The 25151-nt window shown below is 59.9% G+C and carries 14 protein-coding genes; 8 read left to right on the top strand and 6 right to left on the bottom strand.

From position 1 onward, the window contains the following. Positions 1-150: 150 nt before the first annotated feature. From ACK9YZ_RS24020 to ACK9YZ_RS24005, 4 genes are all read right to left on the bottom strand, one after another. A complete protein-coding gene (locus ACK9YZ_RS24020; RefSeq protein WP_416067858.1) occupies positions 151-4860 on the bottom strand; it encodes a hypothetical protein in 4710 nt (1569 codons plus the stop codon). Positions 4861-4876: 16 nt separating this feature from the next. Then, the gene (locus ACK9YZ_RS24015; RefSeq protein ID WP_416067857.1) at positions 4877-9199 is read right to left on the bottom strand and encodes a hypothetical protein; all 4323 of its coding nucleotides are present in this window, start codon (positions 9197-9199) and stop codon (positions 4877-4879) included. Between the two features lie 501 nt (positions 9200-9700). After that, positions 9701-11011: an ATP-binding protein gene (locus ACK9YZ_RS24010; RefSeq protein ID WP_416067856.1), complete on the bottom strand. Its 1311-nt coding sequence runs from the start codon at positions 11009-11011 to the stop codon at positions 9701-9703. Next, positions 11004-11753: a response regulator transcription factor gene (locus ACK9YZ_RS24005; RefSeq protein ID WP_416067855.1), complete on the bottom strand. Its 750-nt coding sequence runs from the start codon at positions 11751-11753 to the stop codon at positions 11004-11006. The genes ACK9YZ_RS24010 and ACK9YZ_RS24005 overlap by 8 nt, the downstream gene beginning before the upstream one ends. A gap of 226 nt (positions 11754-11979) precedes the next feature. Between ACK9YZ_RS24005 and ACK9YZ_RS24000 the strand changes: the two genes are divergently transcribed. From ACK9YZ_RS24000 to ACK9YZ_RS23990, 3 genes are all read left to right on the top strand, one after another. Continuing rightward, positions 11980-12837, top strand: coding sequence for a MipA/OmpV family protein (locus ACK9YZ_RS24000; RefSeq protein WP_416067854.1), 858 nt, complete (start codon positions 11980-11982; stop codon positions 12835-12837). Between the two features lie 100 nt (positions 12838-12937). Next, on the top strand, positions 12938-14182 hold the full coding sequence (locus ACK9YZ_RS23995; RefSeq protein WP_416067853.1) for an efflux RND transporter periplasmic adaptor subunit: 1245 nt from the start codon (positions 12938-12940) through the stop codon (positions 14180-14182). Positions 14183-14191: 9 nt separating this feature from the next. Further along, positions 14192-17293: an efflux RND transporter permease subunit gene (locus ACK9YZ_RS23990; protein ID WP_416067852.1), complete on the top strand. Its 3102-nt coding sequence runs from the start codon at positions 14192-14194 to the stop codon at positions 17291-17293. A gap of 181 nt (positions 17294-17474) precedes the next feature. Here ACK9YZ_RS23990 and ACK9YZ_RS23985 read toward each other — a convergent pair whose 3' ends face one another. Beyond that, positions 17475-18758 (bottom strand): cystathionine gamma-synthase family protein, encoded by a 1284-nt coding sequence (locus ACK9YZ_RS23985; RefSeq protein ID WP_416067851.1) that lies wholly within the window; start codon positions 18756-18758, stop codon positions 17475-17477. Between the two features lie 658 nt (positions 18759-19416). Continuing rightward, the gene (locus ACK9YZ_RS23980) at positions 19417-20010 is read right to left on the bottom strand and encodes a transglutaminase-like cysteine peptidase (RefSeq protein ID WP_416067850.1); all 594 of its coding nucleotides are present in this window, start codon (positions 20008-20010) and stop codon (positions 19417-19419) included. Positions 20011-20711: 701 nt separating this feature from the next. Between ACK9YZ_RS23980 and ACK9YZ_RS23975 the strand changes: the two genes are divergently transcribed. Genes ACK9YZ_RS23975 through ACK9YZ_RS23955 form a run of 5 tightly spaced genes read left to right on the top strand, consistent with a single transcriptional unit; the run spans position 20712 to position 25149 of the window. Further along, a complete protein-coding gene (locus ACK9YZ_RS23975) occupies positions 20712-21146 on the top strand; it encodes a helix-turn-helix domain-containing protein (RefSeq protein WP_216759369.1) in 435 nt (144 codons plus the stop codon). Between the two features lie 9 nt (positions 21147-21155). Then, positions 21156-22997, top strand: a complete 1842-nt coding sequence (locus ACK9YZ_RS23970; RefSeq protein ID WP_416067849.1) for a peptide antibiotic resistance protein — start codon at positions 21156-21158, stop codon at positions 22995-22997. Positions 22998-23008: 11 nt separating this feature from the next. Continuing rightward, positions 23009-23227 carry a hypothetical protein gene (locus tag ACK9YZ_RS23965; RefSeq protein WP_183734128.1) on the top strand — a complete coding sequence of 73 codons (219 nt, stop codon included), beginning with the start codon at positions 23009-23011 and terminating at the stop codon, positions 23225-23227. A gap of 48 nt (positions 23228-23275) precedes the next feature. After that, positions 23276-24433 (top strand): YcaO-like family protein, encoded by a 1158-nt coding sequence (locus ACK9YZ_RS23960; RefSeq protein ID WP_416068492.1) that lies wholly within the window; start codon positions 23276-23278, stop codon positions 24431-24433. Next, on the top strand, positions 24430-25149 hold the full coding sequence (locus tag ACK9YZ_RS23955) for a TfuA-like protein (protein ID WP_416067848.1): 720 nt from the start codon (positions 24430-24432) through the stop codon (positions 25147-25149). Before ACK9YZ_RS23960 ends, ACK9YZ_RS23955 begins: the two co-directional genes overlap by 4 nt. The last annotated feature ends 2 nt before the right edge of the window (positions 25150-25151 follow it).

The raw sequence follows: 25151 nt of genomic DNA, 5'->3' as shown, positions 1-25151 counted from the left end.
ATTGCCGAACGGTCGACGGAAAAAACCAGCGAATAGGAGGGGCATTTCCCCGCATCCGGGCTGCGCACGTCATTGTCGATATCATGCGAGGGCAGCGAGCATCGAACGGAGGCCGAGGCGCTCCATTGCGTGCCGCCGATGAGCATCCGATCAGGTGCCTGTTTCGAACAGCGCGGCATAAACCAGCCGTTCTTCGATCACCCGGCGATTGAAGACTGCATTGCCGCGCCGTTCCGGAACGGTGCTGTCGGTGTAATAGCGTTCGAATTCGCGCAGCATCAGCCGCGCCGGTTTGCCGCCGGTATCGGGCAGCGTCACCGAAACCGACCATATTTCAGGATCGAGGAAGCCCGGAAGCATGATGGTAGGGTCAAGCACTGCATCTGTTGCTGCCGAAAGGTCAAGTGATGATGACAGGGAGATGGCCCGGCCTGCACGCGGCTCCACCGTCCGCGCGCCAGGTGCAGCAGCGGCTGGAATGGCAAAGATGCCGCCCGGATTGATGCCTGGCGTCACCAACGGGTTATCGCTCGCGTCGCCACCAACAATCGCGCTCGCCAGGACGCTTTGGTCGCGCCAGGCCAGATCGGAATCGATCTCGGGGTCACGGGTTTGAAGCACCAGTTCGACGCGGTTGCGTCCGGTCTCGTGGACGCCGCCGATGAACGATATATTTGTGTACTCCGAATCGACAGGAAACTTCATCGGTCCAAAATGAGGCACCCTGCCCGTGAGCTTGAGGCTGATCTGGTTGCCGGTCATTTGCAGGCTGGCCTTGCGTCTGGGCAGAACCTGCGCGAATTCGGTCATCACCACTTTTGAAATCTTGGCGGATGACAACGCGTTGGGTTGATAGCGCACCAGCGCAAGCCGGACAAAAGGCGTATAGGCAATGCCCGGATCGAGTTCGATATCGCAATACCACAGGTGCCGGTCTGCATCCCAGTGGACCCGATGGCCGATCACTTCGACAAAGGTGCCGTCCGGATGTTCCTGAAGCTTGAGCTGCTCGGACGTCACCCGTGCTGCGAAGTCGCTGGCACTTGTCTTGGTCTTCGGCAGATCGGTATCCCAGATCGGGTCCAGGCCCCATTGGGTCACGACCGGCTGCATCTCGGCCGGAATGTCTGTGAAGCGGGCATTCTCGCCAAAGATGACGACGCCGAGAAGTTCACCGTCTCCGGAGCTGAACCAGGGGCGGTCGAGCCAGACGCGTAGGCCGTTGCCGATGCGGGTAATCTGCTGAGCGCTACCGGAACCTGTGCGGGTCCAGCGGAACGTCGGCACGACATAAAGCACACGCGGATCATCGGGTGGCGCACTGGCGAGTACGAGTGTCTGGCCGGTATCGCCTGCCGGATCGGTCAGCACAGGAGCACCCGCATCGTCGTCAGCGGCAAGCTTGACGGGTGCGCCGGTGGCGATCGGGCCAAGGCGGGTGACAAGATCGCGCACGGCATAGAGCGGCGGCGGCAGATATTCGCGGAAGCGCGTCGTGGCGCGCAGGCGATAATGGATCAACCGGAATTTCGTGTCGCCGAACTCATGGCGGTTCGCCGGGGCTCGCGGCCGAGCCGGATCATGGATCTGGCTATTGACGGCATCATCGAGATTGAATTCATTGTCGTGGTTCTCAGCAAGCTGGATCTCGCCGAGCTGGCCCTTGCCGACAATCCGCTCCGGTGCGGGCTTGCTGAGGTCATCGACCCATTCGTGCCAATCCGCCTCGATCTCGAACTTGCCGGTCGAAGGCCCGTGCAGGCGAACGATACGGGAATGCAGATCGGTGAATTTCGAGCCCGGTTCTCGAAAGTTGGAGAATGCAATGAGTTCGGGCAGGCAGACCGGCTGTTGCGTGGCATGCACCATCACCAGATTGCGGAACGGCGTCAGGAGCCAATTGGCACCCATGACGGCCATGCCGGAAACGAATTTGCGCTCCGCCGTGCTCAGCGTCCAACGGGGCACACCGAACGTTTCGATCAAATGGGGATCCGCAAAACTCGAATAGACGAGCCGCACGATCCGTCCCTTGGCAACAAAAAACGTCAGCGTTCTCTCGTTCTCGTCCCATTTCGGCGCACCGTCGTCAAGGAATGTTTCCTTGCATGGCAATTCCGTCAGATCCGCCTTTCTCTCCGCAACAATCAGGCGGAAACCGCGGCTGTGCGGCCAATCCTCCTGGTTCGCCACCATGAGCACCAATTCCTGATTGGGAGCGCGGCGCACGACGCAGCTTGGCCCGAGGATCATTTCGGTGGCGACGCCAGGCAGCGCGTGTCCGGCCGCGGCCCGCAGCGCGATACCGGCCGCCGCCGCGTCCGGCAGATAAGGGGTTTCAACCGTTGCTTCACGATGAATGACATATTGGCCGGCGGAAAGGCGGTCGCCTTCGGGATTGTCCGGCCCGGGCAGTGCCGGCGGCACGGCGTTGGTCTTGGCAATTTCGGTAAGTGAGGTCGGTGTGATCAGTTCGACCTGTGCGCCGGCTTCGGCATCGTAAAGCGTACCTGCTTCGCGAGCCGCGATTTCGTAGCCTTTCTTGATGGTCAGGGGGTCGGCAAAGAAGGGGTCGAAAAGGCCGTGCTGCTCGCATTGCTGCTGCGAGGATTTCGGCGGCACCAAGTGACGCTCGTTGCGTGCTCTATATTCGAAGTCCTGCGATTCCGGCTTGGCGATGGCCGCGGAAAAATCCGCCGTGCCGAGATAGGCAGCCGTATCGCTGTCGAAGTTGCTGCGGATCACCATGCGTTCGAGAGATTCGCCTTCGCTCACCCGGTGACGCTGCACCAGCGCCGGCGGATCGATGGGTTCGAAGCGCCAGTAACCGACGGCATCGGTTGCCTGCTCGAGTTCACCAAGGGTCGGATCGTCCTTGTCGAGGCTGTTACCGGCGCTGTCGACGAGACGAGCCCGGAAACGATAGAGCTGGCCGAACCGCAGCTTCGGCAATGAGCCCTTGGCAGCCTTGAACTGGGCGGCGATCCCATTGCCGTCGGCTGCCTCGTCGGTGATCACGGCGTGCTGTTCACTTTGCAGCTGCGTATCCTTGACCGGAGCGGATCGCAGCACCAGGCCCGGACGCGGGGCGCTGAGGCTCCAGCCGGTCCAGCGAAACAGCGACTCGTGCAGATAATGATCGTCGGGATTTACTCCGTCGCTCGCAGTGCTTGTTGTCGACGCGCCTGAGACATAACCTTCGTCTGGAGGTAGAGGCAGCGACGTACCGGATTTGATCAACCGGTAGTCGCCGACGCGGGCGCAAAGCGAGAACCATTTGCCCGGGGTAACCTCATCCTTGACGGGAGAGACATCGACCCGGAAGCCGCGTATCACGTCCTCTGCAAAAAACACGATTCTGTTGCCGTTGGCCGATTCGACAGCCTGATTTTTCAGGGCGGCGGCGGCGGCATCGGCGGCAACTTGTGCCGCCCGGCCGTGACGAGACACGCCAAGGCCGCCGGAGCGCAAGGCGGCAACAGCCTGCTTGTCGCCGGTCGTATAGGTCACCTCGCCATCGATCTGGCGCAGGCTGAGACTTTTGCCGACAAGGTTCTGTGCGCTGAGAGTGAAGCCCACCGTCTTGTGCACGGCCCCATCCGGATCGACCTGATAGACGTCGAACAGGCCGGGCTTGTCCTTTTCAACCAGACCCCAGTTATCGTCGGAGGCCTCGAGCCTGAGCAGGCCGCGCTGGAAGTCACTGTTGCGCGGCCGGGTGAAGAAGCGCTCCTTGTCGTCCTGCCAGGCTGTGCGTGGTGTCATATCGTCATTCGGGTCGTGGCCGCCCGGCAGGCTGACCAGTAGCGATATCAGCCCTTTACCAATGCCGCCGCCGGCGACGATGGCCTGATCGAATGGCTCATCGTCTTCGACCACGCAATCGATCAAAAGCCCGAGCGCACGCAGCAAGGACGGATAGTCTGCATACGAAGCGACGATCCGGTGAAAATCGAAATCGGGCACTTTCGGCGGTGCCGGAATATCGGCATAGGACGGACGCCGCATGGTGCGCTCGGCCGCACTCGGCGGTTCACGGTTGTAAAAACGATTGGCTTGATAGTAGGCATATTCGTCCGCGCTGGCGAACTGATCCATGAGCGAAGCGTCCGGCGCGCCGACAAGCGGCGTGTTGGGTCCGCCGGGCCGCGGGTTGAACCAATCGGCCGGCAGGGTGCGCCGCACGACTTGCCCGGCCACTGAAGGACTTCCGGTTTCCTCTGCATCGATCGCGGCAACCGGGGTGCGATATTGTCCGCCCGGTCCGAAGACCGCGTCATTCAGGAAGCTCTCGATCGATCTTCCGTTTTCCGCCTCGCCGAAAAAGCGCGAAAATCCGGGCAAGGCAACTTCGATCGGGCGATCGCCCAGATTGAATTTCTGCGTTCGCGTGCCAATGCCGGTCAGCATGTCCTTGAGGTCGGGATGTGCGTCTTTCCAGGGCAGCAAGGTCGGATGGTTCGAGGCCGCCTGCACCGCAAGCCGCCCATAGTGGCGTCGGAGGAATTTGAGCACGTTGCGGACCTGGAACGAACGCAGATTGACTTTGCTCATGTCCTTGAACTGGAAACCCGCCACCGGGGTCGCGGTACCGAACAGTTGCTTCCAAAGATCGGAATCACCCAGATTCAAGGGTCTCAGGGGAACCTCGGCAGGCCCTACCCTAAGCCCGAATTTCGCATCCGCCATCAGCGCCGGCCAGTCGAGAAACTCCGGAAACGCCTTGAGAACCTGCTCGTCGGCTGCCTGCGGCCGAAGCCTTGGAGAAACGGATATCGTCACCCGGCGCCTGCCGGCATTCGGCCCGTCGGTAAAACGCCCATGAGGCAGAACCGTCCAAAGAAGTGTCTGGGTTGCCATCGATTTTCCTCCCCGCTCAGGCAAAAGCTTCGCAATGGTCGCGCCATGCATATTCAGTATCGGCATCGATCTGGCCGAGTTCCTGATCCAGCGGGACAGTGGGATTAAAGCCGAGCATTTCGCGCAGGCTCGGATCGCCATTGGCGCCCGAGAATTTGCGTTCGCAGGTTATCGTTACGCTACCGGAGAAAATGAACACCGATATCTCGATCGTCAGTTGCGCCTTGCCGACGCATTTGCCCGACTGGAACTCGTAACGAAGCTCCAGATAGAGTTCGAGCGACGCCGTGATGATGCCGAGCACGCTCACATGGCCGCCGAGCCGGAAATAGCCGGTCAGCGAGGCGGCGTCCTGCTCCATACGGAAATAAATCCCGGCCATCACATGCACGCCACCCGAGGCGACACCGAGATCGATGGAAATGCTGGCGCCGAACTCGAACGACGCTTCGAGGATCTGGACGCCGTGCGGATCGATGGTGACTCCGAAGAAGCCGCCGCCGCCGAACATGTAGACCGTAAGGCAGAACGGCTGCTCACGGGTGCAGAAATTGAAGCGGACGCTGAGCGGCTGACCGATGAAGGGCACGGTAAACCCGGCGCCAAGCCCCAGATTGCTGAGACTCATCACCCCGATGCTGATGCTGGGCAATGTGACCGAGAAGCCGGCATCGATGCCCTTGGTCGAGATATCGAGATAGGGCGGGTCGCTGAAACCATCGAGTGGGATGAGGTCGCGCAAGGTTTCGACAAAACTTAACGGACCGACGAACTTGATGTCGTTGAGCAGCACATCGACATCCATCTTGGCGGCACTGTCGATGGAAAATTCAATTTTCTCGAAGTTCAGCTCGAGAAAGCTGGCCGGCGCAATCAGCACGAGATCAAAATGCTTGAGGCCGCAGGAGACACTGATCTTGGGTGCCGAAGCACCGTTTTTCTTGACCTTGGCTTCCACGGCAATCAGGAAACCATGTTTATCGTTGGCTCGAAACAGCGCCTTGTCAGGCGTGTGTGCCGTTCCCGGCAGCCACCAGCTGTCAATTTCCGGGTTCCAGTCGAAGCGAATTGTCAGTTCTTCGCCGACAAGCCCTTCTATCAGTTTGAGCAGATCGGCAATGCCACCGAGGACCTCTTCGACGGCGCTCATCGCGTCGACAATGACCTTGCGCGGGGCACCGTCAAGCAGATCGAAACCGCCCACGGTCGTCTTGAGCGGACCGATCGCAGCAGCCACCGCCTCGACCCGGGTTTTCAACGTCGCCGGATCGGAGAACAGGGCTTCGATCTGGCTTGGGTCGCCAACGATGGCATCAAGCGCGTCGAACAGCGCCTTACCCTGTGCCACAAGCACGGGCAGGGTCTGAAGGTCTTCAAGAACCGTATCGAGCTGGGCAACAAAGCCGAGAAGGCTCTGGCGGATACCCGATGGCAGATTGACGCCGCCGATATTCGCGTTAGCCGCGGTCTTCAGGTCGGCAAGGCGGGCACGGGCCGTCGCGATGCTCGCCGGGATATTGGCGAGATCCGGAGCTGTGGCGGCCCCATTGACGACGAGCGAGGCGAGAGCCTGCAATTTGACTGCGACATCGTTGAGCGCCGTCATTAGCTGGTTGGCGGCTGCCTCTACAGGGGCAATTTGCGCGGCAGCATAGGCCTTTGCCTGCGCAAGCAGGTCGTTCAGCGACGCCTTGAAGGCCGACATTGCAGCATTGCCGATGCTGCTTGGCTGCGAAGCGATGCCTTCAATGAACGAATAGAGACGCACCAGGCCGTTGATAAAGGATTCGACCTGGGTGCTGGCCTCGCTGCCGAACTTCGGAATTTTCTCCGGCGAGTCGACGAGATTTGCAACGGCCTCGATGACTTCGCCGAGCGGAATGCAGCCGAAGAGCAAAGGCAAAGGCAGATCGCTGATCGACGTCGGGAAGCCCCCGCCGGCAGGCACTTTGCCGTCGATAAACTGGCCGACATCTCCCATGACCGGACCGGCAAAACGGGACAAGGCGTTGGGCTTCAAATTAGGCTGGACAAAACCGCCCGACCGGTCGCCCTGTGACGAAAAGTCGAGCTTGGCCATGTTGGGATCGTTCTTTACGTCGGCAAAGACCTCGCCGACATTGGTGTCGAAGCCCTTCCTGAGATAGAACGCGTTCCAGACCAGGGCATTCGATTTGGTGCTGCCGCTGAGATGGGCGAGCGCACCGATGCGAGCCCGTGTCTCGGAGACCTTGGGGAAAAAAACCGGCCGGTTCAGCCCGTTGCTGAAATTGCGCAGTGTCTGGTTGTTGGCCTCAACCTCGCCGCCAAAATCGATCTCCTCGACCTGGACCGATGTATCGCCGGCCTTGACGCTCGTGGCCATCGCAACGCGCTGCAGATTGAGCGTCGCGGTGTGTTTGGCGCCGGCATTGGCATAGTCCTGGTTCGCGATGGCCGCATTGGTTTCCGCAGCGGCGAAATCGGGAACGAGCTTGGTGCTGCCCGGGTTCAGAATCCGCGGACATGCCAGGGTGTTGTCCATGAAAATCATCGGCAGATCAAAGGCCACGCGCCGCCCATCGAGATCGGTTGCGACGAACTGGAATTTGAATGGCTGGCCATTGACGTTGGGCCAGAACATACGCTGCCCGAATCCGGCGACGTCCGAAGCCGTTGGCTGATCGAGATTTGGCGTTACCTGCGTAAGAACCCGTATGCTGGTGAACGGGAACTGGCGGGAATAGAACACATTGCCCGCATTGTTTCGCAGCTGATCTGCACCAGGCTCCACATAACTGCGCTCGCGTTCTCGTACGATGAGAAACAGGCGTTGACGCACATATGCAGCATTGCCCGGCATCTGCTCGATGACCGGTTTGCCCTCACCGTCCTTGGCGCCGTTGTGGAACTTGCGCTCGCTGACTTTGACCAGGGAAACACGATGGCCAAAGGGGAACAGGAAGCCGCGATAAACGACGCGCACATAGTGGTCTCGCCCCATGCTGGCACGATGCCCCCACTCCTCGACCGAAAGACCCGGCGGATCCCAGTTGCCGCGTGATTCAAGCCAGCCGCCAAGTGCCGTCAGCATCATCAGATTGGTATCGACGGGCTGTGGCGTGTAGTTCGACACCGAGAAGTTCGATGAAAGATGCGCAATCTGGAACCGATCGTAATCGTCGAGCGGCATACGGAAGGGAGCGGTGCTCGGCGCGGGCAGTGCGGCGGCAACAGGGACGGGCCAGCCGCTTTGCATGGACTTGGTCGAACCTTCGCCGCTCAGCGCCCAGATCGCCCGCACGGTGCGGTTGGGATCGTCATAGGGCGGCTCGATCGTCTTGCCGTCGGCATCAGGAGCGACGAGCCTGGAGTGCCAGAGTTCGGTGCGGCTTGTCGCCGGGGAGGTTGCAGGAGCTGTGGCGTGGCGCCATTTTTCCGCTGCATGAGGCGACAGGATCAGCCGCCACGGCAACTCGATCGACGTCGTTAGCGCCGACGGCAACGCCGGACGAGGCGCGCCAGGTCTGACCGCTACGGCAACATCGAGATCGAAACGATCCCGTGGTAGTGTCTTGAGCGCAGTGCCACCCGAAAACTGGCGCGCTCTCAATGTTGCGAAATCACTTTGGACGGCGGCAATCTGAGTGCTTCTGATGGCGAAACTGGCCAAGGCGGCGCGTTTTGCGGCCGGCAAGGCGGCCAATCTGCGGCTATCGAATAGATCGGTCGTGGTGAATGCGCGCCGCCTCGCCCCGCGAGGTCCCGCATTTGCCGCCACTTTTAGACTGAGAGCCTGACAGGCATCGAGAACGCCCTCCAAAGTATAGGGAACATCAAAGCCATCCGGCACCTGGAACACCAGTCGCGATTCCCCGGCAATGCGTGCCCGGATCGGAGGCGTACGCGGAGTTTCGGTACCACCCGCGGGGTCTTGCTTGACCTGTTCGTCAGGCCGCTGCGCGGCAGGATTTTGAGTTCCGGAGGGCCGGGTCTCGAAAAACGTTTCCTCGGTGATCGACTGGGGCGGAAAATGCAAGATTATGTTGGCAGCTCCCGAAGCCTGCTTTTTCAGTCGGGGCGGAGTTCCTGCAACGATCGTCAGATTGCGCGTCTCGATACGCAGCGCAACCAGGTCATCGGGTCTGACAACCGCATCGCCCGGCCGGTTTTGCTCAAAGAGATTGCCGACAAAATCGAGCGGGCGCGGGACGAATATCGTGCCCAAATCAATACCGGTCACGGGACCGACGATTGTGCCTGCCGCACCCGTCAGCACGCTCGTGCTGGAGTCCAGGCCTTCCGCACGTATTTTAGTGAGAGACTGCGTTCCCGCCCTGATCGGTCGTTTTACCATCATCCGCCCTCCCCGCAGTGATAGAATAACATTTGCACGGGCAGTTGCGCCCGGAGCCACCAATTCACGAAAAAAGAAAGACAATTCGACCACAAAGAAAAAGATAGGAAAGAATAGTCACCTTCTCGCCAAACAGCAGCGAGAAGGCGAATGTTCTATTTCTTTTTCTATTGCCGCCCTGGCCAACAACATAAATCCGAGGGCAATCTACACCAAATATTAGCATAACTGCGAATGCGCTTTGGCTAGCGGTAACGAATTCCTATCAACGACAACTGAACCAGCGAGAATGTTTCAATTTGGCTCGCAACAGCAACGGCTTTTAAGGCCTTGCAACGAGCTCGCATCACAACCTGACGCTCACACTTCCGCCGCGTGAGACACCGAGCACGACACCTTTGTCGTGGGCCCATAGATCAAGGAGTAATTTATCTTCAACATCGAGCATGCACGTCGGATGGCGATCGTTGAAGAACCTTCGACAGCAGATCACCGCTTCATCCTTCATTTCGGTATCGCGACAACAACGCTGAGGCCAGCCGGATTGCGCTGCCGCAGCTCCAATGTGCCTTGGTGGGCGTGAACAATATCTGCGACGATCGATAGACCGAGGCCAAAGCCGCCTCCAGCACGAGACTGGTCCGACTTGAAGAACGGCTCAAGGACCCGCTCTCTAAGTTCCTGGGGAATACCGGGGCCGTCATCTTCAACGATGATCAGTACGGTTTCCGGCCGCTCAGCCATCGTCACTTCGACCTTGCCTGCAAATTTAGCGGCGTTGTCGCAAAGATTGGTGACCGCGCGCGTGATGGAAAGCGGCCGGCACCTGGCCAGAAGCCGGTTCGGCCCGGTGTATCGGACGGCGTGGCCGATATCGGCGAATTCGCTGCAGACCGTCTGCAGGATGCTGGCGACGTCTACGAGCTCGATCATCTCGGTCGCATAATCGTTTCTAAGATAGTTCAGGCTCTCCACCAGAAGGCTCTCGATCCGATCGATGTCGGAAAGCAGGGCGTCTTTCTGACCGCCGTCGCCCATCCGCTCCACACGGAGTTTCAGTCGCGTCAGCGGCGTGCGCAGATCGTGGCCGATACCGCGCAGCATCCGGGTACGGGCTTCGATCATCAGACGGATGCGCCGACGCATGCCGTTTAGCGCCCGGGCCAATGCAACGATCTCGACCGTTCCCCTCTCCTCGAAAACGGGGGAACCGGTGGTGATATCGGAAACCGCCGCCGCATGGGCAATGCGCTGTATGGGTTCGGTGATCGCTCTGATCGCGAATATGAAGAAAAAGCCGATCAATACGAAAAAAGCGACGAAGTAATAGGGGCCGCGTCCCAGGAACGCGCTGCTCAGCATGGAATCTGGAAAACCCGAGGTGATGACGATCGTGCCGTCGTCGACACGCGCGGCGATCACCCGCCGGTCATCGAGGAAAGTCTGCCAGCCGCCAATCGGCGGCGCGTTGTCTGGCGGAAACAACCGCGCAGTGACGATGTCCAGAAAGCTCTGGTGGCTCGAAGACTGTACGAACCGGCTCGCGGTCGCCGTCGGCGTAAGTTCGATGTCCCAGCCGGCGCGACGTGCGTTGGCGAGGATGATCCGCCGATCTTCAGGCGAGGCGGGTCCGAGAAGCTCGGCGATGGCGTTCAGCTTTTCGGCGATATTCTCGAGATCCGGGGCGGCAAGATCTTCCCTGGCCCAGCGCTCCACCGCATCGCCCATGGTGATGATCGTCACCAGCGCAACCAGAATGATGATGGTGATCTGGCCGCGGATCGTCATCGTGACACGATGCAGGCGTTTAAACATCGGCCTCTTCCACCCGCGCGGTAAACACGTAACCGCCAAGCCGGACCGTTCTGATGAGAAGCGGATCGCGGGGATCCTTCTCGATCTTCTGTCTGAGCCGGCTGATATGGACGTCGATGCTCCGCTCGATCGGACCGGCGAGCCCCGCATGCGTGACCGCAAGCAACTGCTCGCGCGTCAGAACCCGACCGGCATTGCGGCAGAAGGCAAGAAGCAGATCGAACTCGTGGGTGGTCATGGCAATCCTGGCCTGGGCCGGATCGTGGACCTGACGCCGGGCCGGATCAATCCGCCAGCCCTCGAAACGCAACAATCGCGGCGCGGGTCTCGCCTCTCGCTGTGCTGACAAGCCCGACCGGCGCAGGAGGCCTTTGATCCGGGCCAGGAGCTCACGCAAAACGAAGGGTTTGGTGACGTAGTCGTCCGCACCGATCTCCAGCCCAACGATCCTGTCGATGTCGGTGCTCAAGGATGTCAGCATCAGGATTGGGATGCCGCCACCTGCGCGTAGGCGCCGGCAGAGGCTGAAACCGTCTTCGCCCGGCAGCATGACATCGAGGACAACGAGATCGAAGGGCATCGCCCGCATCTTCGCGTCCATCGCTGCACCGTCGCCTGCGAGCTCCGCATCCATACCCTGCTCGACGAGACTGTCCCGCAGCATTTCGGCGATCTGACGATCGTCCTCGACGATCAGGATCCTCGGCCGTTCGACGGCCGCTCGTGCGCGCTCATCAACCAATCACGCTACCTCCGTTCTTCGGCTCCATCCTTACCATGAAGAGCGAGGCCTTCCTCTCCCGCGATTTATGAAGAATTGTTTCCATGGCGCAGTGCGGCCCGCTCAAGCAGAAACAATTCTTAACAACATCCAACACGCAATGCCCGTCGTGCATGGCACTGCTGAGGCGTGGCGTGCTTCCAGGTCGGTTTCGGAGGATGCGCGCGAAGTCAACCTCGGAGCATTCATGTCTGCCTCTAACAAACTGACCGTCGATCGGTCCCGGCTGCTTTCCATCGCCGTGGCGTCTCTGTTCTTATCGCCCTTTGCCGCGCAAGCCGCCGACTTCACAAGCGATGGGCAGACCGCGCAGGAACCGCCACCGCCGGATCCGGAGCGTTTCGGCCCGGTCCGCCAGGCGTTGCACGATTGGCACGTCGTCATCGGCGCCGGCGCTGCCTTCAAACCGAAATATGAGGGAAGCGACGAGCTTGAAGTCTCGCCGTTCCCCTTCATTTCGGCCGAATTCTTCGACCGGATCACCATCGATCCAAGCGGCATCGAGATAAAGGCCTTCGAGAAGGATGCTTTCCGCTTCGACGTCAATGTCGGCTACGACTCGGGCCGTAACGAAGACGATGCCGCCACGCTGCGCGGCATGGGCGATATCGATTTCGGCGTGACGGTCGGCGGCAAAGGCACCTACACGTTCGGGCCTGCCAATCTCTTCGTCTCGGTCGACAAGACGATCGGCGGAAGCGAGGGCCTGCTCGCAACCGCCGGCGCGGCAATCTCGCAGCCCCTGTCGGAGCATCTCATCCTCGGCGCCGAAGCCTCCGCCACCTTCGCCGACGACAATTACATGGAAGCCTATTTCGGTGTCGACGCTGGCCAGTCGGCCCGCTCCGGTCATGCTCAGTACAAGGCTGGGGCCGGGATCAAGAGCGTCGATCTCTCCGCCTCGGCCACCTACCTGATCAACGAGAACTGGGTGGTCAGGGGTGAGCAGGGCGTGGGCTTCCTGGTCGGAGAGGCGGCAGACAGCCCAATCGTCAAGGAAAAGGTTCAGTCGAAAACCATGCTGATGCTGGGTTACCGGTTCTGACTCGGCTGGTCGAAGCATCCTGTTCAAAACCCAAGGGGTCGCCGACGCGGCGGCCTTGAATATCCGGCAATCAAACAAGAATCGCGCAGGGAATGAATAGATGACCTTCTTCACGCCGCTCTCTCCCACGCTCTGCCCGTCGCAGGGCGACCGACCGTTCCAAAACTCCAGAACGGACCGTCTGGTATCGGTCGCCCTGCTGTTTGCGACCGCGGGACTGCCAATCCACGGTTTCGCCGCTGACATGGAGGCGCCGAAAGTGTCGGTTATCGCTGCGAGAGCCCAGATTCTCGAACAGAGCGTTTCCGTCGTCGGCACGGTCGTTGCGATGGAAACGACGCTCGTCAATACCGATCTGTCCGGAGCCCGGATAGTCTCGATCGCCGCCGAAGAAGGCGATCTTGTCAGCCGCGGACAAGTGCTTGCGACACTGGATACATCAAGGATCGATATCGAGCTTATTCAAAACGACGCGCAGGCGGCAAGCGCGGCGGCACAGTTCGGGCAGGCCTCAAGCGCGCTCGACAATGCCTTGATTTCGCAGGAGGAAGCAGGGGCAGATCTTACGCGCGCGCAAAAGCTCGTTCCCAAGGGGTTGATGTCGCAAGAAGCGCTTGAGCAGCGACAAAAGGCGCTCGCGCGCGCAGCGGTGACGGTGCGAGCCGGCAGGCAGGCCGTCCAATCGGCAGAAGCAGCCGTCAAGACTGTCGCTGCGGAGCGCAAGGATATTGAATTGCGACTGAGCTATGCGACGATTGTTGCGCCGGTGGCCGGCCGGATCATCAACCGGTCCGCCAAAGTCGGCGCGACCGCTTCCTCATCCAGCGAGCAACTCTTCGTCATCGCAAATGACGACCAGCTCGAACTGGAAGCGGAAATCCCGCAGGCCCAGTTCGATGTCGTGCCCGTCGGCGCCGTCGCTCATGTTTTTCTCGGCGACGGTCGTGATGGTTTGACAGGCATCGTCCGTTTCGTCGCGCCGGCGCTTGCCGACCGGACACGGCTCGGACGCGCCCGGATCACCCTGCCCCGTGGTTTGGCCGCCCCGATCGGCGCCTTTGCCTCGGCACGTGTCGAGATCGGAAGCAGCAAAAGCATATTCCTGCCCACCTCGGCGATTGCCGGTTCCGGCGAGGAACCGTCGATCAAGATCCTCAAGGACAACAGCATCGAACGAAAGCCGGTTTCGCTCGGTTTTCGCCAAGCCGGTTTCGTTCAGATCCGCTCCGGCGTCGACGAAGGCGACCTGGTGGTGACGAAGTCGGGCGGCTTCATGGAGGCCGGCGATCACGCAGTCCCGGTCGTGGAGCAGACCGATGCAGGCCCGGTTTCCGAAAGCAACTGAGGTTATCCGATGAACATCTCCGCATGGGCGATCCGCACGCCGCTGCCCGTCATCCTCCTGTTCGTCATCCTCACGGGCCTCGGGCTGAAGAGCTACTCAACGCTGCCGATCACCTATTTTCCGGCCATCAATGTCCCGGCAGTCGGTGTGACCGTCGAAGAGACCGCTGCAGCACCCGATCAGGTCGAAATCCAGATCACCAGGCTTATCGAGGGCAGCGTCGCGGCCCTTCCCGATATCAAACATATCGAGTCCACAATTTCGGAAGGTCGATCGGAGACCAAGGTCGAGTTTGAAATCGGCGTGCCGGTCGACCGGGCCGTCTCCGACGTCAGGGACGCGATCACGAAGATCCGTGATCGGCTGCCGGCGGCCATCGATGAACCTGTCATCGACAGGATCGATCCCGAAAACCAGCCGATCGTCACCTACTCGGCCCATAACGGCTCGATGTCGGCGGAAGATCTGTCCTTTTTCATCAGCGACGTCGTCGTGAGAAAACTCCAGGGGCTGGCCGGAATTGGCCGCGTCGAACTCGTCGGCACCGTCAATCGGGAAATCCATGTTCTCCTGAAGGCGGATAGGCTTGCCCCTCTCGGCCTGACGGCGGCCTCGGTCAGCGATCAGATCGCCGCAAGCCAGTTCAATCTGCCGTCAGGGCGCGGCAGCGTCGATACGCAGGACATGACGGTGGCAACCAAGGCGGCCGTTTCTTCCCTCGACGAGCTCAGGGCCATTCGTCTTGCCTTGCCGCAGGGAAAGAGCGTCTCTGTCTCCGATGTCGCTGCGGTTGCCGACACGAGGGAGAAGCGGCAGGATTTCGCGCGCGTCGACGGCGAGCCGGCGATCGGCTTTACGGTCTACAAGGCGACGGGCGCAGGAGACGTCGATGTCGCCGAAAAAGTTGCCGCAGCCCTTGAGGAGATGGCCGACTCAAGGCCCGGAACGGAGTTCAAGATCGTCGACGACAGCGTCACGCTGACGCTCGCCAATTTTCTGTCTGCCCGCAGCACGCTGATCGAGGGGACCATTCTTGCCGTGGTCGTCGTCTTCCTGTTCCTGCGCGACTGGCGCGCCACCGTCATTGCCGCCATCAGCCTGCCGCTTTCGGCAATCCCGACCTTCTGGGTCATGGAACTGGCCGGCTTCTCGCTCAATATGCTGAGCCTGCTTGCGATCACCCTGGTGACAGGGATTCTCGTCGACGACTCCATCGTCGAGATCGAAAACATCGTCCGTCACAAAAGCCTCGGCAAAAGCGCCTACAAGGCTGCGATCGACGCCTCCGACGAGATCGGCCTCGCCGTCATTGCGATCTCGGCCGCCATCATTGCCGTCTTCGCCCCTGTCGGGATGATGCCCGGCGAAGTAGGTCAATATTTCCGGCAGTTCGGCCTAACGGTCGCGATCGCCGTCTTCTTCTCGCTCCTCGTCGCACGCCTGGTAACCCCGCTGATTGCAGCCTACTTCCTGACGTCGCCAAGCAAGGCGCCTGCGGAAGGGCGCCTGGTCGCGCGCTATCGCGCGCTCGCCGGCGTGGCCATCAGATGGCGATGGATCACAGCCGGACTAGCGGCCGGCCTCTTTGCCATGACGATCCTGCTTGCCGGTTTCCTGCCGAGCGCGTTTCTGCCGGCGCAGGATACCGGTCGGATGACGGTTTCGATCGAGCTGCCGCCAGGCTCGACCCTTACCGACAATGAAGAGGTGAGCGATCTGGTTGCCCGTCGCCTCAAGACGATCGAGGATATCGAGACGGTGTTCGTGCGCGCCGGATCAGGGTCCGACGGCGTGCCTGACATCCGCAAGTCGGTCATCGTGATGTCCATCGCAGATCGCAGCCAGCGCAAGCTTTCACTTGAGCAAATCCAGGAAAGCGTCGAGGCTCAATTGAAGGCCATTCCCGACCTTCGCTTCGAATTCATCAACGATCGCGGCGGCCGGGATATCTCGTTCGCAATCCTGAGTGCCAATGGTGAGCAGGCGTCGAGGGCCGCCCGGGCAATCCTGACCGAAATGCGCTCCAACGCGATGTTCGTCAATCCGGCTTCGTCGGAAGCGACACGCCAGCCGGAACTCGGGGTGGTCGTGTCGCCGGAGCGAGCTGCCGATCTTGGCGTCAGTGCAAGAGAGGTCGCGACAGCAATCAGGGTTGCGACGTTGGGCGATGCCGATTCCAGGCTGCCATCGTTCAAGGACAGCGGCAGGTTGATCCCGATCCGCACGCTCGTCGAGGATGCCGGGATAGACCGGTCGGAGAAGCTGCGACAGTTGCGGGTGGTGACGTCATCGGGAACCCTCGTGCCGCTCGAGGCAGTCGCACGCCTGGAGGAAAGCGAAAGCGTGTCCGTCATCCATCGCATGGAGCGTCAGCGTCGGGTCGAAATCGGCGCGGACCTTGCAGCAGGGATCACGCAAGGCGAAGGCTTTGCAGCGCTCAAGAACTTGCCGTCCGTCAAGGCGCTGCCAGCGGAAGTCGAAATGCGGGCTACCGGCGATTCCGATTCCAAGGACAGCGTTTTTGCGAGTTTTGCCTTCGCCATGATCGCTGGCTTGAGCCTTGTGGTGGTCGTGCTCATCTTGCTGTTCGGCAGCCCGCTTACGCCGCTGACGATCGTCACCCCTCTTCCGCTTGCGCTTTCAGGTGTCGTTGCCTCCCTCATCGTCACCGGCCATCCCGTGTCGCTGCCGGTCGTCATCGGGATCCTCATGCTGATGGGCATCGTCGTGAAAAATTCGATCATGCTTGTCGATTTTGCAATCGAGCTCGAGCGGTCGGGCCTGTCACGTATCGAAGCGACGATCGAAGCCTGTGCCGAGCGGCTACGCCCGATCGTCATGACGACGCTGGCAATGGTGGCCGGCATGGTACCAGCCGCATTCGGCCACGAGATTGGCGGCGAGTTCAGGGCGCCTATGGCGGTCGCGGTCATTGGCGGGTTGATGGTTTCAACGGTCCTTTCGCTCGTCGTCGTTCCTGCAAGCCACGTCCTGATCGCCAACCTCGGCGACGCGATCAAACGCCTGGCGCAGAAAATGTCGGGCAGCAGAGCTGCCGCTGATGGCCCAGACGGCGCCTTCGTCGAAAGCCCCGACAATTTTGGCGGTTAGTGCTGCGAGACGATCCGGCTGGCAGGATTCACAGGTGCCTCGCGATCGATGGACAGTAGCAAATGACCGCAAGCGGATGGCTGTGGCGGCACTGTCTGCATCTCAAATCCCGAACACGTCAGCCGAGCGATATCGGGCCGGCGCTGAGCGGCCCAATATGGTTGCGGGTTGACGACGCGGCTTATGCTGCATCGAGCGCCAGGGTGAGATCGGCAATGAGGTCGTCTGGATGTTCGATACCGATCGACAGCCTGATCGTTGCATCGAGGACGCCGATGCGCTGGCGCACCTCGGCCGGCACGCCCGAATGCGTCATGGTTGCCGGATGCGATGCCAGCGATTCCGTTCCGCCGAGGCTGACGGCAAGCTTGAAGATCTTCAGTGCGTTCAGAAAGCGGAACGAGGCCGGCTGGCCACCCTTGATATCGAAGGAGAATGTCGAACCGGCGCCGCTGCACTGGGCCGCGAATGTCCTGCCGACAGCGGAATCGGGATCGCTATATGGCAGGTAGTGGATCGTTTCGACCTTGGGATGCTGCCTGAGGAAATCCGCCACCGCCTTGGCATTGCTGGCGGCGCGCTCCATGCGGATCTGCAGCGTTTCGAGTGAACGCCCGAGCATCCAGCATGAATGCGGATCGAGCTGCGTGCCGATGGCGCCGCGAAGCGCCTTCACCTGCTTGATCAGCGCCCGGCTGCCAAGCGCTGCCCCGGCGATCAGATCCGAATGGCCGCCGACATATTTGGTCAGGGAATAGAGGGAAATGTCCGCGCCATGCTCGATCGGGCGCTGAAAGACCGGGCCGAGCAGCGTGTTATCGCAGGCGACGACAGGCATATGGCCCTGCTTCTGACCGATTGCATCGGCAATCCGCCGGATCATCGCGATGTCGACAAGGCTGTTGGTCGGGTTTGCAGGCGTCTCGATCAGAATGACAGAGACACGGCCCTTGGCCATCGCCTCCTCGGCCGCTGTCTTTACAGAGGCTTCACTGACGCCATCGGCAAAACCGACTGCGGAAACGCCGAAATTGAGGAAAGTCTTCGCAAGCAAGGTTTCCGTCCCGCCATAGAGCGGCTGCGAATGGAGGATGGCATCTCCCGGACGGACGAAGGCAAGTAGGACCGTCGCGATGGCGGACATGCCCGATGAGAATACCGCGCCGATTTCGGCTCGCTCGTAGACCGCCAGACGATCTTCGATGATCTCGCTGTTTGGATGATTGAAACGCGAATAGACGAGACCTGCCCCCTTGCCTTCCGGCGGCTCTTTCCTGCCCGAGACGTAATCGAAGAAATCGCGACCGTCTTCGGCGGAGTTGAAAACGAACGTGGACGTCAGGAAGACGGGCGGCTTGACCGCACCTTCGGAGAGTTCCGGATCATAGCCATAGTTCAGCATCTGGGTTTCCGGATGCAGGGGATGATCGCCGATATGGGTTCTTGGAGGATGCGGTACAGTCATGGAACGTCTCCCTCATTGGCGCTTCCTGGCACAATATGTCTGCGCCTCGCTAATATCTGGAGCGCTGCAGCAACAGAGAAACACCCACGGGCAAATGACCAGCAAATTTAGTGAATCAAACGGCCTGGCTGGTGGAGTTGTGATACTGCAATCTCAGCGGGGCATTGAGATGTAAGTCGACGATACGCCGAGAACCGTACCAAATCGCTCAAACCACAAGGACGGACACACCCTGGCCGCAACCATCTCATCAGGCGACCGGTGACAGGCGTGCTGGCTGGAAAGTGGGCGCTCGGGTTGGCCACAGCCAGGGCGCCGACAGCACTGATGAGTGCAGCGGCCTGAGATCAGGGTCCAAGCGAGCGGACGGCAGCCTATCTCCTCGGCTGACGGTTCACCAATGTCCGAGATTGATTGATGACTGAGACCACTGTTTTGACGAAGCTTTGTGACACCGCCGATATAGCGAGGATCTATGCCCATTCCGGGCTGGAATCGCGGGAGTCGGATATGTGATCTTTCGGGTCGGCGATCAGTGCTCACGCGGGCCAGGCTATTTGTCGGATGGCTTCCTGGCCGGGCGGCGAGCAGCCGTGGCCCTCCCGTCGAAAGAGCTGCACACCACACATGCGTCGGAGATCAGACCATACAGGTAGATCTAAAGTTCGTACCATATCCGCGGATCATCGCCTGACTGGATCATCAGCCACCGAAGATCCGTATCCTTCCAGCTCTTGATCTCATTCATGCGATTATCGAGGACCAGATCGCCACGATCGGTCTTGACGACGAGAACCGCGTGGCCCTTGCCCGTGGGTGTCTTGGTTACGGCGATCCGCAGTGCCTTCGTTGACCAGCCCATAGCGATGAGGTGGTCGCGCTTCGTCAGCGCAAAATCCTCGCAATCACCTGACTTTACGTTCACCTGCCAGACATCGCCCTGATCGGGCCGTTCGTCCACTGGGCGGATCGAGCGGTTGACCGAGGTGTTGACGGCGTGAAGCTGCTTGTCCGCAAGGGGACTTAAGGAGATTTCGGACGCGTCGCCGCGAGCAGTACACTCATCCGGATTTCGGGCGCAGAACATTACATGCGCAAAAGGTGCTGCGGTCCGGCGCTTTTCGGAAATAAAGCTGAATACCGGCGCCGTCTTCAGGCCCCGGGCTACGCCGCCCGGACCGTCTGCATGAGCAGCCTGAACCACAAACAGAGATGCAAGCGTAACCACGACAACCAGTTCATGCTTAGACATTTTCTACCCCGGTGTGGCGGTTTACCGAACGATGATGAACTCAGCCCAGCGGCGATGAAGCATTTTTAGGCGTGCGTCATTCGAACGGTGGGCACGTGATCGCGATCTCTTTTTCTTGGACGTTTCCGGAGACGGTCATCATTTAGGTGTGTCCGGGTCTTCAGTCACAGCGGAGCTGGCGGCATGCGCATCGCGACCGACGCATCGACGCCAACGGTTTGACAATTTAAACTAGCACGGTGAGCAGCAATTTCAATTGTCGCGATAGGTGCTGATTTGAAAAAACGTTGGCGAAGGTGCCGCATCCGCTTGGATGGACTTGCTTCAGGAGCTTGATCGAATAGGCGACGCCCGGCAGTGAACGGTTTGCCATCCCGGTCGCTAACTTAAGCTGACACTAAAGAAGGTGACGATTGCGGGTGGTCGTTCACGAGAGCAAAGCATAAGCACCGTCGTCGTAATCTCAGACATCCAACACCACGAGAAGGCGTGGGAACCTTCTCGCTTGGCGCCGCACGAGACGGCAACCCGTTCGCCAAGCCCAAACCGGTCAATCCGTGCACGCTCTTGGGCCTGGCACAGGTTGGTGCCCAAATTGCGCACGCGTGCGCCGCGGCCTGTTATAAAAACTATTATATTACTTTCGGTTGCATTTTCGCGCAAACCCCGCAATGATCATTCCATGATCGGAGGTACCAGCCATGAAGGCCAAATCGCCCACATCGATTGATGTCTATGTCGGTAGCAGAGTACGAGCGCGCCGCAAGCTGCTCAGGCTATCGCAGGCCGGTCTTGCCGAACGGATCGGCGTCACCTTCCAGCAGATCCAGAAGTATGAAAAAGGCATAAATCGCATTGGCGCGAGCCGGCTGCAGACGATCGCCGAAACACTGGGTGTACCCGTTCAATTCTTCTTCGAAAATCACACCGAGCCTGCCGCTTACAGCCTTGTCAGCAACGGCCGTGATGATGTGAATGCCTTTTTGATGTCGAAGGATGCCCAGGCTCTCAATCGCGCCTTCATGGCAATAGAGAGCTCAGAGATCAGGCAGAAGCTCATCGCCCTGGCCAAGAGCCTTGCCAGGAACACGACTTCCGACATTGATGACGTCATCCATCCAGAGGCCGGCGCCTGAGGACTTTTCGTGATTCATCTCCAGACCTTTGGCGAGTTGCGACTGACAGATGGCCTGGGCGCGCCGATCCGCTATCCGGTCAAGGCTCTGGTGATGCTGGCCTATCTGTGTTGCTCGCCGGATCACCAGCGCAGCCGACAAGAGCTTGCGCGGTTCTTGTGGAACGAGACCGGAGATCATCTTGCCGATCTCAATTTGCGGAAGCTGATTTCACGCATTCGCGATACAACGACCGTATCCGACGAACAGATCCTGAATTTCGGGCCGCCTTTCGTCACCCTGAACAAGGCCGCCATATCGGTTGATCTCGACACATTGCGAACGAAAAAGCAGCCAGTGGCGCAACTGGCCGTCGTCAGCGACCTTGTGCAACGCGGCTTCATTCCCGGTCTCGGCGCATCAACCAAGGCAATCGACGGATGGATCGAGCGCGAACGGCAGCTGCAAGTGCTCACCCTGAGGGACATCTTCGTCAGGGCTGCAGATCATATTCGCGATGATGAGGAACGTCGCCTTCTGCGCCGCTCGGGACTTCAACTTCTGGAAACCTTTCCCAACGACGAGCAGATCCGCTCCATCCTTCGCGGCACGGCGGATGATCATTCGCAACGCCACCTGTGGGCGACGAGATCCGTAGGAGTTGCAAGCAGCCCCATCGCGGAGCAACAAGACACCACCCTGCCGCAGATCGTAACCGCGACACCAGCGCCACGGCTTGTTCTCTTGCCTCCAGGCGCAGCGGCCTTGACGCGGCAGGCGGCAATTGCCGACGCCCTTATCGAGGATGTCACGATCGAGCTCTGCGCGCTACGCAACATATCCGTCGTCGCGCCCCATACAGCCGAGCAGATCCGCCGCGACTCCGACAAGGCCACGATCGTTCAGCGGCACTCGATTTCCTACCTCCTGGACACACGGCTTTCTGGAGAAGGGCTTTATGCGCAACTCATTTATTTCCCGACCGACGAGATTTTGTGGGCGGCCCGATTTGAAATGGCCGTCGAGACGCTGCCGACGCAAAGGCGCTTGATCGCCCAGAAACTTGCCGATGCGGTTTCGGGACAATTGAAGCGCAACGAAAGCACTCGCCTTCGCAACGAGGCTGACCCGCAAGCCTATCATTCCTATCTCGTCGGTGCCGGCTTGCTCACCAAGCTTAGCCTGCCGGATATCCGGCGTGCACGGAAATCCTTCAAGCGCGCACTGCATTTTTCTTCGGACTATGCCCCTGCTTTCACAGGCCTGTCGCGAACATTCACCAGCGAGTGGCTGTTGACCACGCAAGGCGATCCCGCCCTGCTGAAGCTTGCGGAAGATCAGGCGCTCCGGGCGATAGAAAGAGATTCAGAATCGGCAGCCGGGCATCGAGAACTCGGTGTGACGAAGCTCTACCAGGGTGCTGTCGATGATAGTGTTGCGGCACTTGAGCTCGCCGAAAGCCTCAGCCCGCATTATGCCGACGTCATCTACAGCCATGCGGATACGCTGGTCCATGCGTCGCGGCCGCAAGATGCGCTGGAGAAAATCAAGAAAGCGATCTCACTCAATCCGATCGCACCCGACGCCTACCTCTGGTGCGCGGCTGGGGCGAGCTACTTTCTTGAACGTTACGAGGAGGCGCTCGCCTATGTCGATCAAATGAAAGACAAGGCACCGGCCTACCGCATCGCAGCAGCCAGCTGCGCGATGATCGGAGATCGAAAACGGGCACAGTTTTATCGGCAACGCGCCGAAATGCTCAACCCTGCTTTCGAGGTCGAAAAATGGCTCGCCTTGGTGCCCTTCAAGGAGCAGTGGCAAAAAGAGCTTTACCGGGACGGTCTTTTCAAGGCCGGATTTTCAAAAACCTAACGGAGAATGTTATGGCAAAAGTTGTTGTATTGGGCGTATCGGGCGACAAGGGACTTTGGTTGGTGGACATTGACGCGGGGACTGTGACGCCATTGCAGGTGCCAGCAGGCACTGATCTGGCGGCAGCCGTCAAGCAACGAGAGGCCGGCGGCACATTGATCAAGAATGTCGATTTCGCGGTCGCCGTCTCGTCAGCGCAGACGGTTTTCTCCGGCCACGTGGATGGCTGAAGGCGAGCGACGCTGACCGGTCATTCCGATCCTTATTCTGACCGAACGATTGCGCCGCGGGACACGTTGTCCCGTGTCGCTCCTTATCTAGAGGCGATGGGCATCACGCGCCTGTCACGACAGACTGATCTCGATTGTGTCGGTCTTCCGGTCTGGTGCGCCTATACACCGAACTCCCGCTCCATTGTAATCGCCCAAGGCAAGGGACTTGAGGATATCGACGCCAAAGTCTCGGCGGCAATGGAGGCCCTGGAACGTGCGGTGGCGGGTGACCCCATCACCGTCACCACGGTGTCGTCGGCACGAGACCTCAAACGCCGGGGCGATCGCGTCGAACCGCTCGATTGCCTGATCGCAAGCGGCGAGCGGGTCGTGGGCGAAGACGAGGAATTGGCCTGGAGCCTGGCAACGGAATTGCTGCACGACCAGCCGATCCATGTTCCGCAGGATGCCGCCATCCTCGACCGAACAAGACATAATCGGTTCTGGATGTCGTCTGACGGGCTTGCCTCGGGCAACACTATGGATGAAGCAATATTCCATGGCATTCTGGAGCGCATCGAGCGCGATGCCCATGTGCTTTGGCAGATTGCCAGCGATGACAGGCGCGACTCATGCTGCGTCGATCCCAAGAGTTTTGCCGACACCGCACTCTCGGGCCTGATTGACAGGATCGAGGCGGCCGGGCTTGTCGTGAAACTTTTCGACATCACGAGCGATATCGGTATTCCCTGCTATACCGCGCTCGTTGCCCCATCAACGGCCAACGGTAAGGCGCCGCTCCGGTTCGTTGAGGTCACCGGAGGAAGCGGCGCTCATCCGTGGGCCGTGCGGGCGGCAATCCGGGCCGTGACGGAAGCGCTTCAGTCGAGACTAACCTATATCAGCGGCGCCCGCGACGATGTCTGGCCTGAACTGTTCACGACGCCTCTTCCGGCACAGACCCGCAGCGCCTTTCTTGCCGTCCCTGCGCCGGTATCTGCCGCCACCATCGCGAAACCGGTCGGAACTGTATCGAACCTCTTGCATGAACTGCTGGCCAGACTTCGCGCTTGCGGCATCGGTTCGGTCATCGCCCTGCCTCTCATGCCTGAGGACCGGTCATTTTCGGTGGTGAAGATTTTCATTCCCGATCTCGAGAATCCCGAGGGCAACAGGCTCCATCGTTTCGGCCAACGTGCCCTTGCAAGGGCGATGCGCTGGTGAAGGTCGTTTTCATCGGTCCAAGCTTGCCGGATGCGGCAAGCCACGCCTCAGGCGACATCGTTCTCCGGCCACCCGCCGTTCAGGGCGATGTGTTAAGAGCGGTGGAAGATGGCGCCAACGTCATAGGCTTGGTGGACGGTGGCTTTGAAAATACCGCGCCGGTTTGGCATAAGGAAATCCTCTTTGCGCTCTCGCTCGATGTCACGGTGCTGGGCGCCGCCAGCATGGGCGCCTTGCGTGCCGCCGAATGCCAAGCGTTTGGAATGATCGGCGTTGGACGGATTTTCAACGACTATGTCAGTGGAACCATCGTCGACGACGCCGATGTCGCGCTTTTACACGAGCCGATGGAGCTGGGTGGCAGAGCGTTGACCGTACCCATGGTCAATGTCAGAAGCACTTTGGACGAGATGGAAAGGCAGCAGCTCTTCGATAAAGCCTTTCGCCTGGCTCTCGAACAAACCGCTGCAAACCTCTTCTTCAAGAAGAGAAGCTGGGCTCTCATCGTTCGCGCATGTGCGGCAATACCGGCGTCCCAAAAGCAGTATTGGCTGGACATGCTGAAGACCCACACGGTCGATCAGAAACGGATCGATACCCTGGCGCTTCTCGAAGCTGTTGGCGGCGCAGCTGATCAGCGCGTGCCCAGAAATCGCCATTGGGAATTCAGGAAAACGACGCTTTGGTCAGAACAACTAGCCCGCTCAAAGGTTTAGAC

This window comes from Rhizobium sp. ZK1, assembly GCF_047782645.1.
In the GTDB taxonomy this organism is placed as follows: domain Bacteria; phylum Pseudomonadota; class Alphaproteobacteria; order Rhizobiales; family Rhizobiaceae; genus Rhizobium.
Note: the sequence above shows the minus strand (reverse complement) of the source record. Positions and strands in the feature narration are given on the sequence as shown.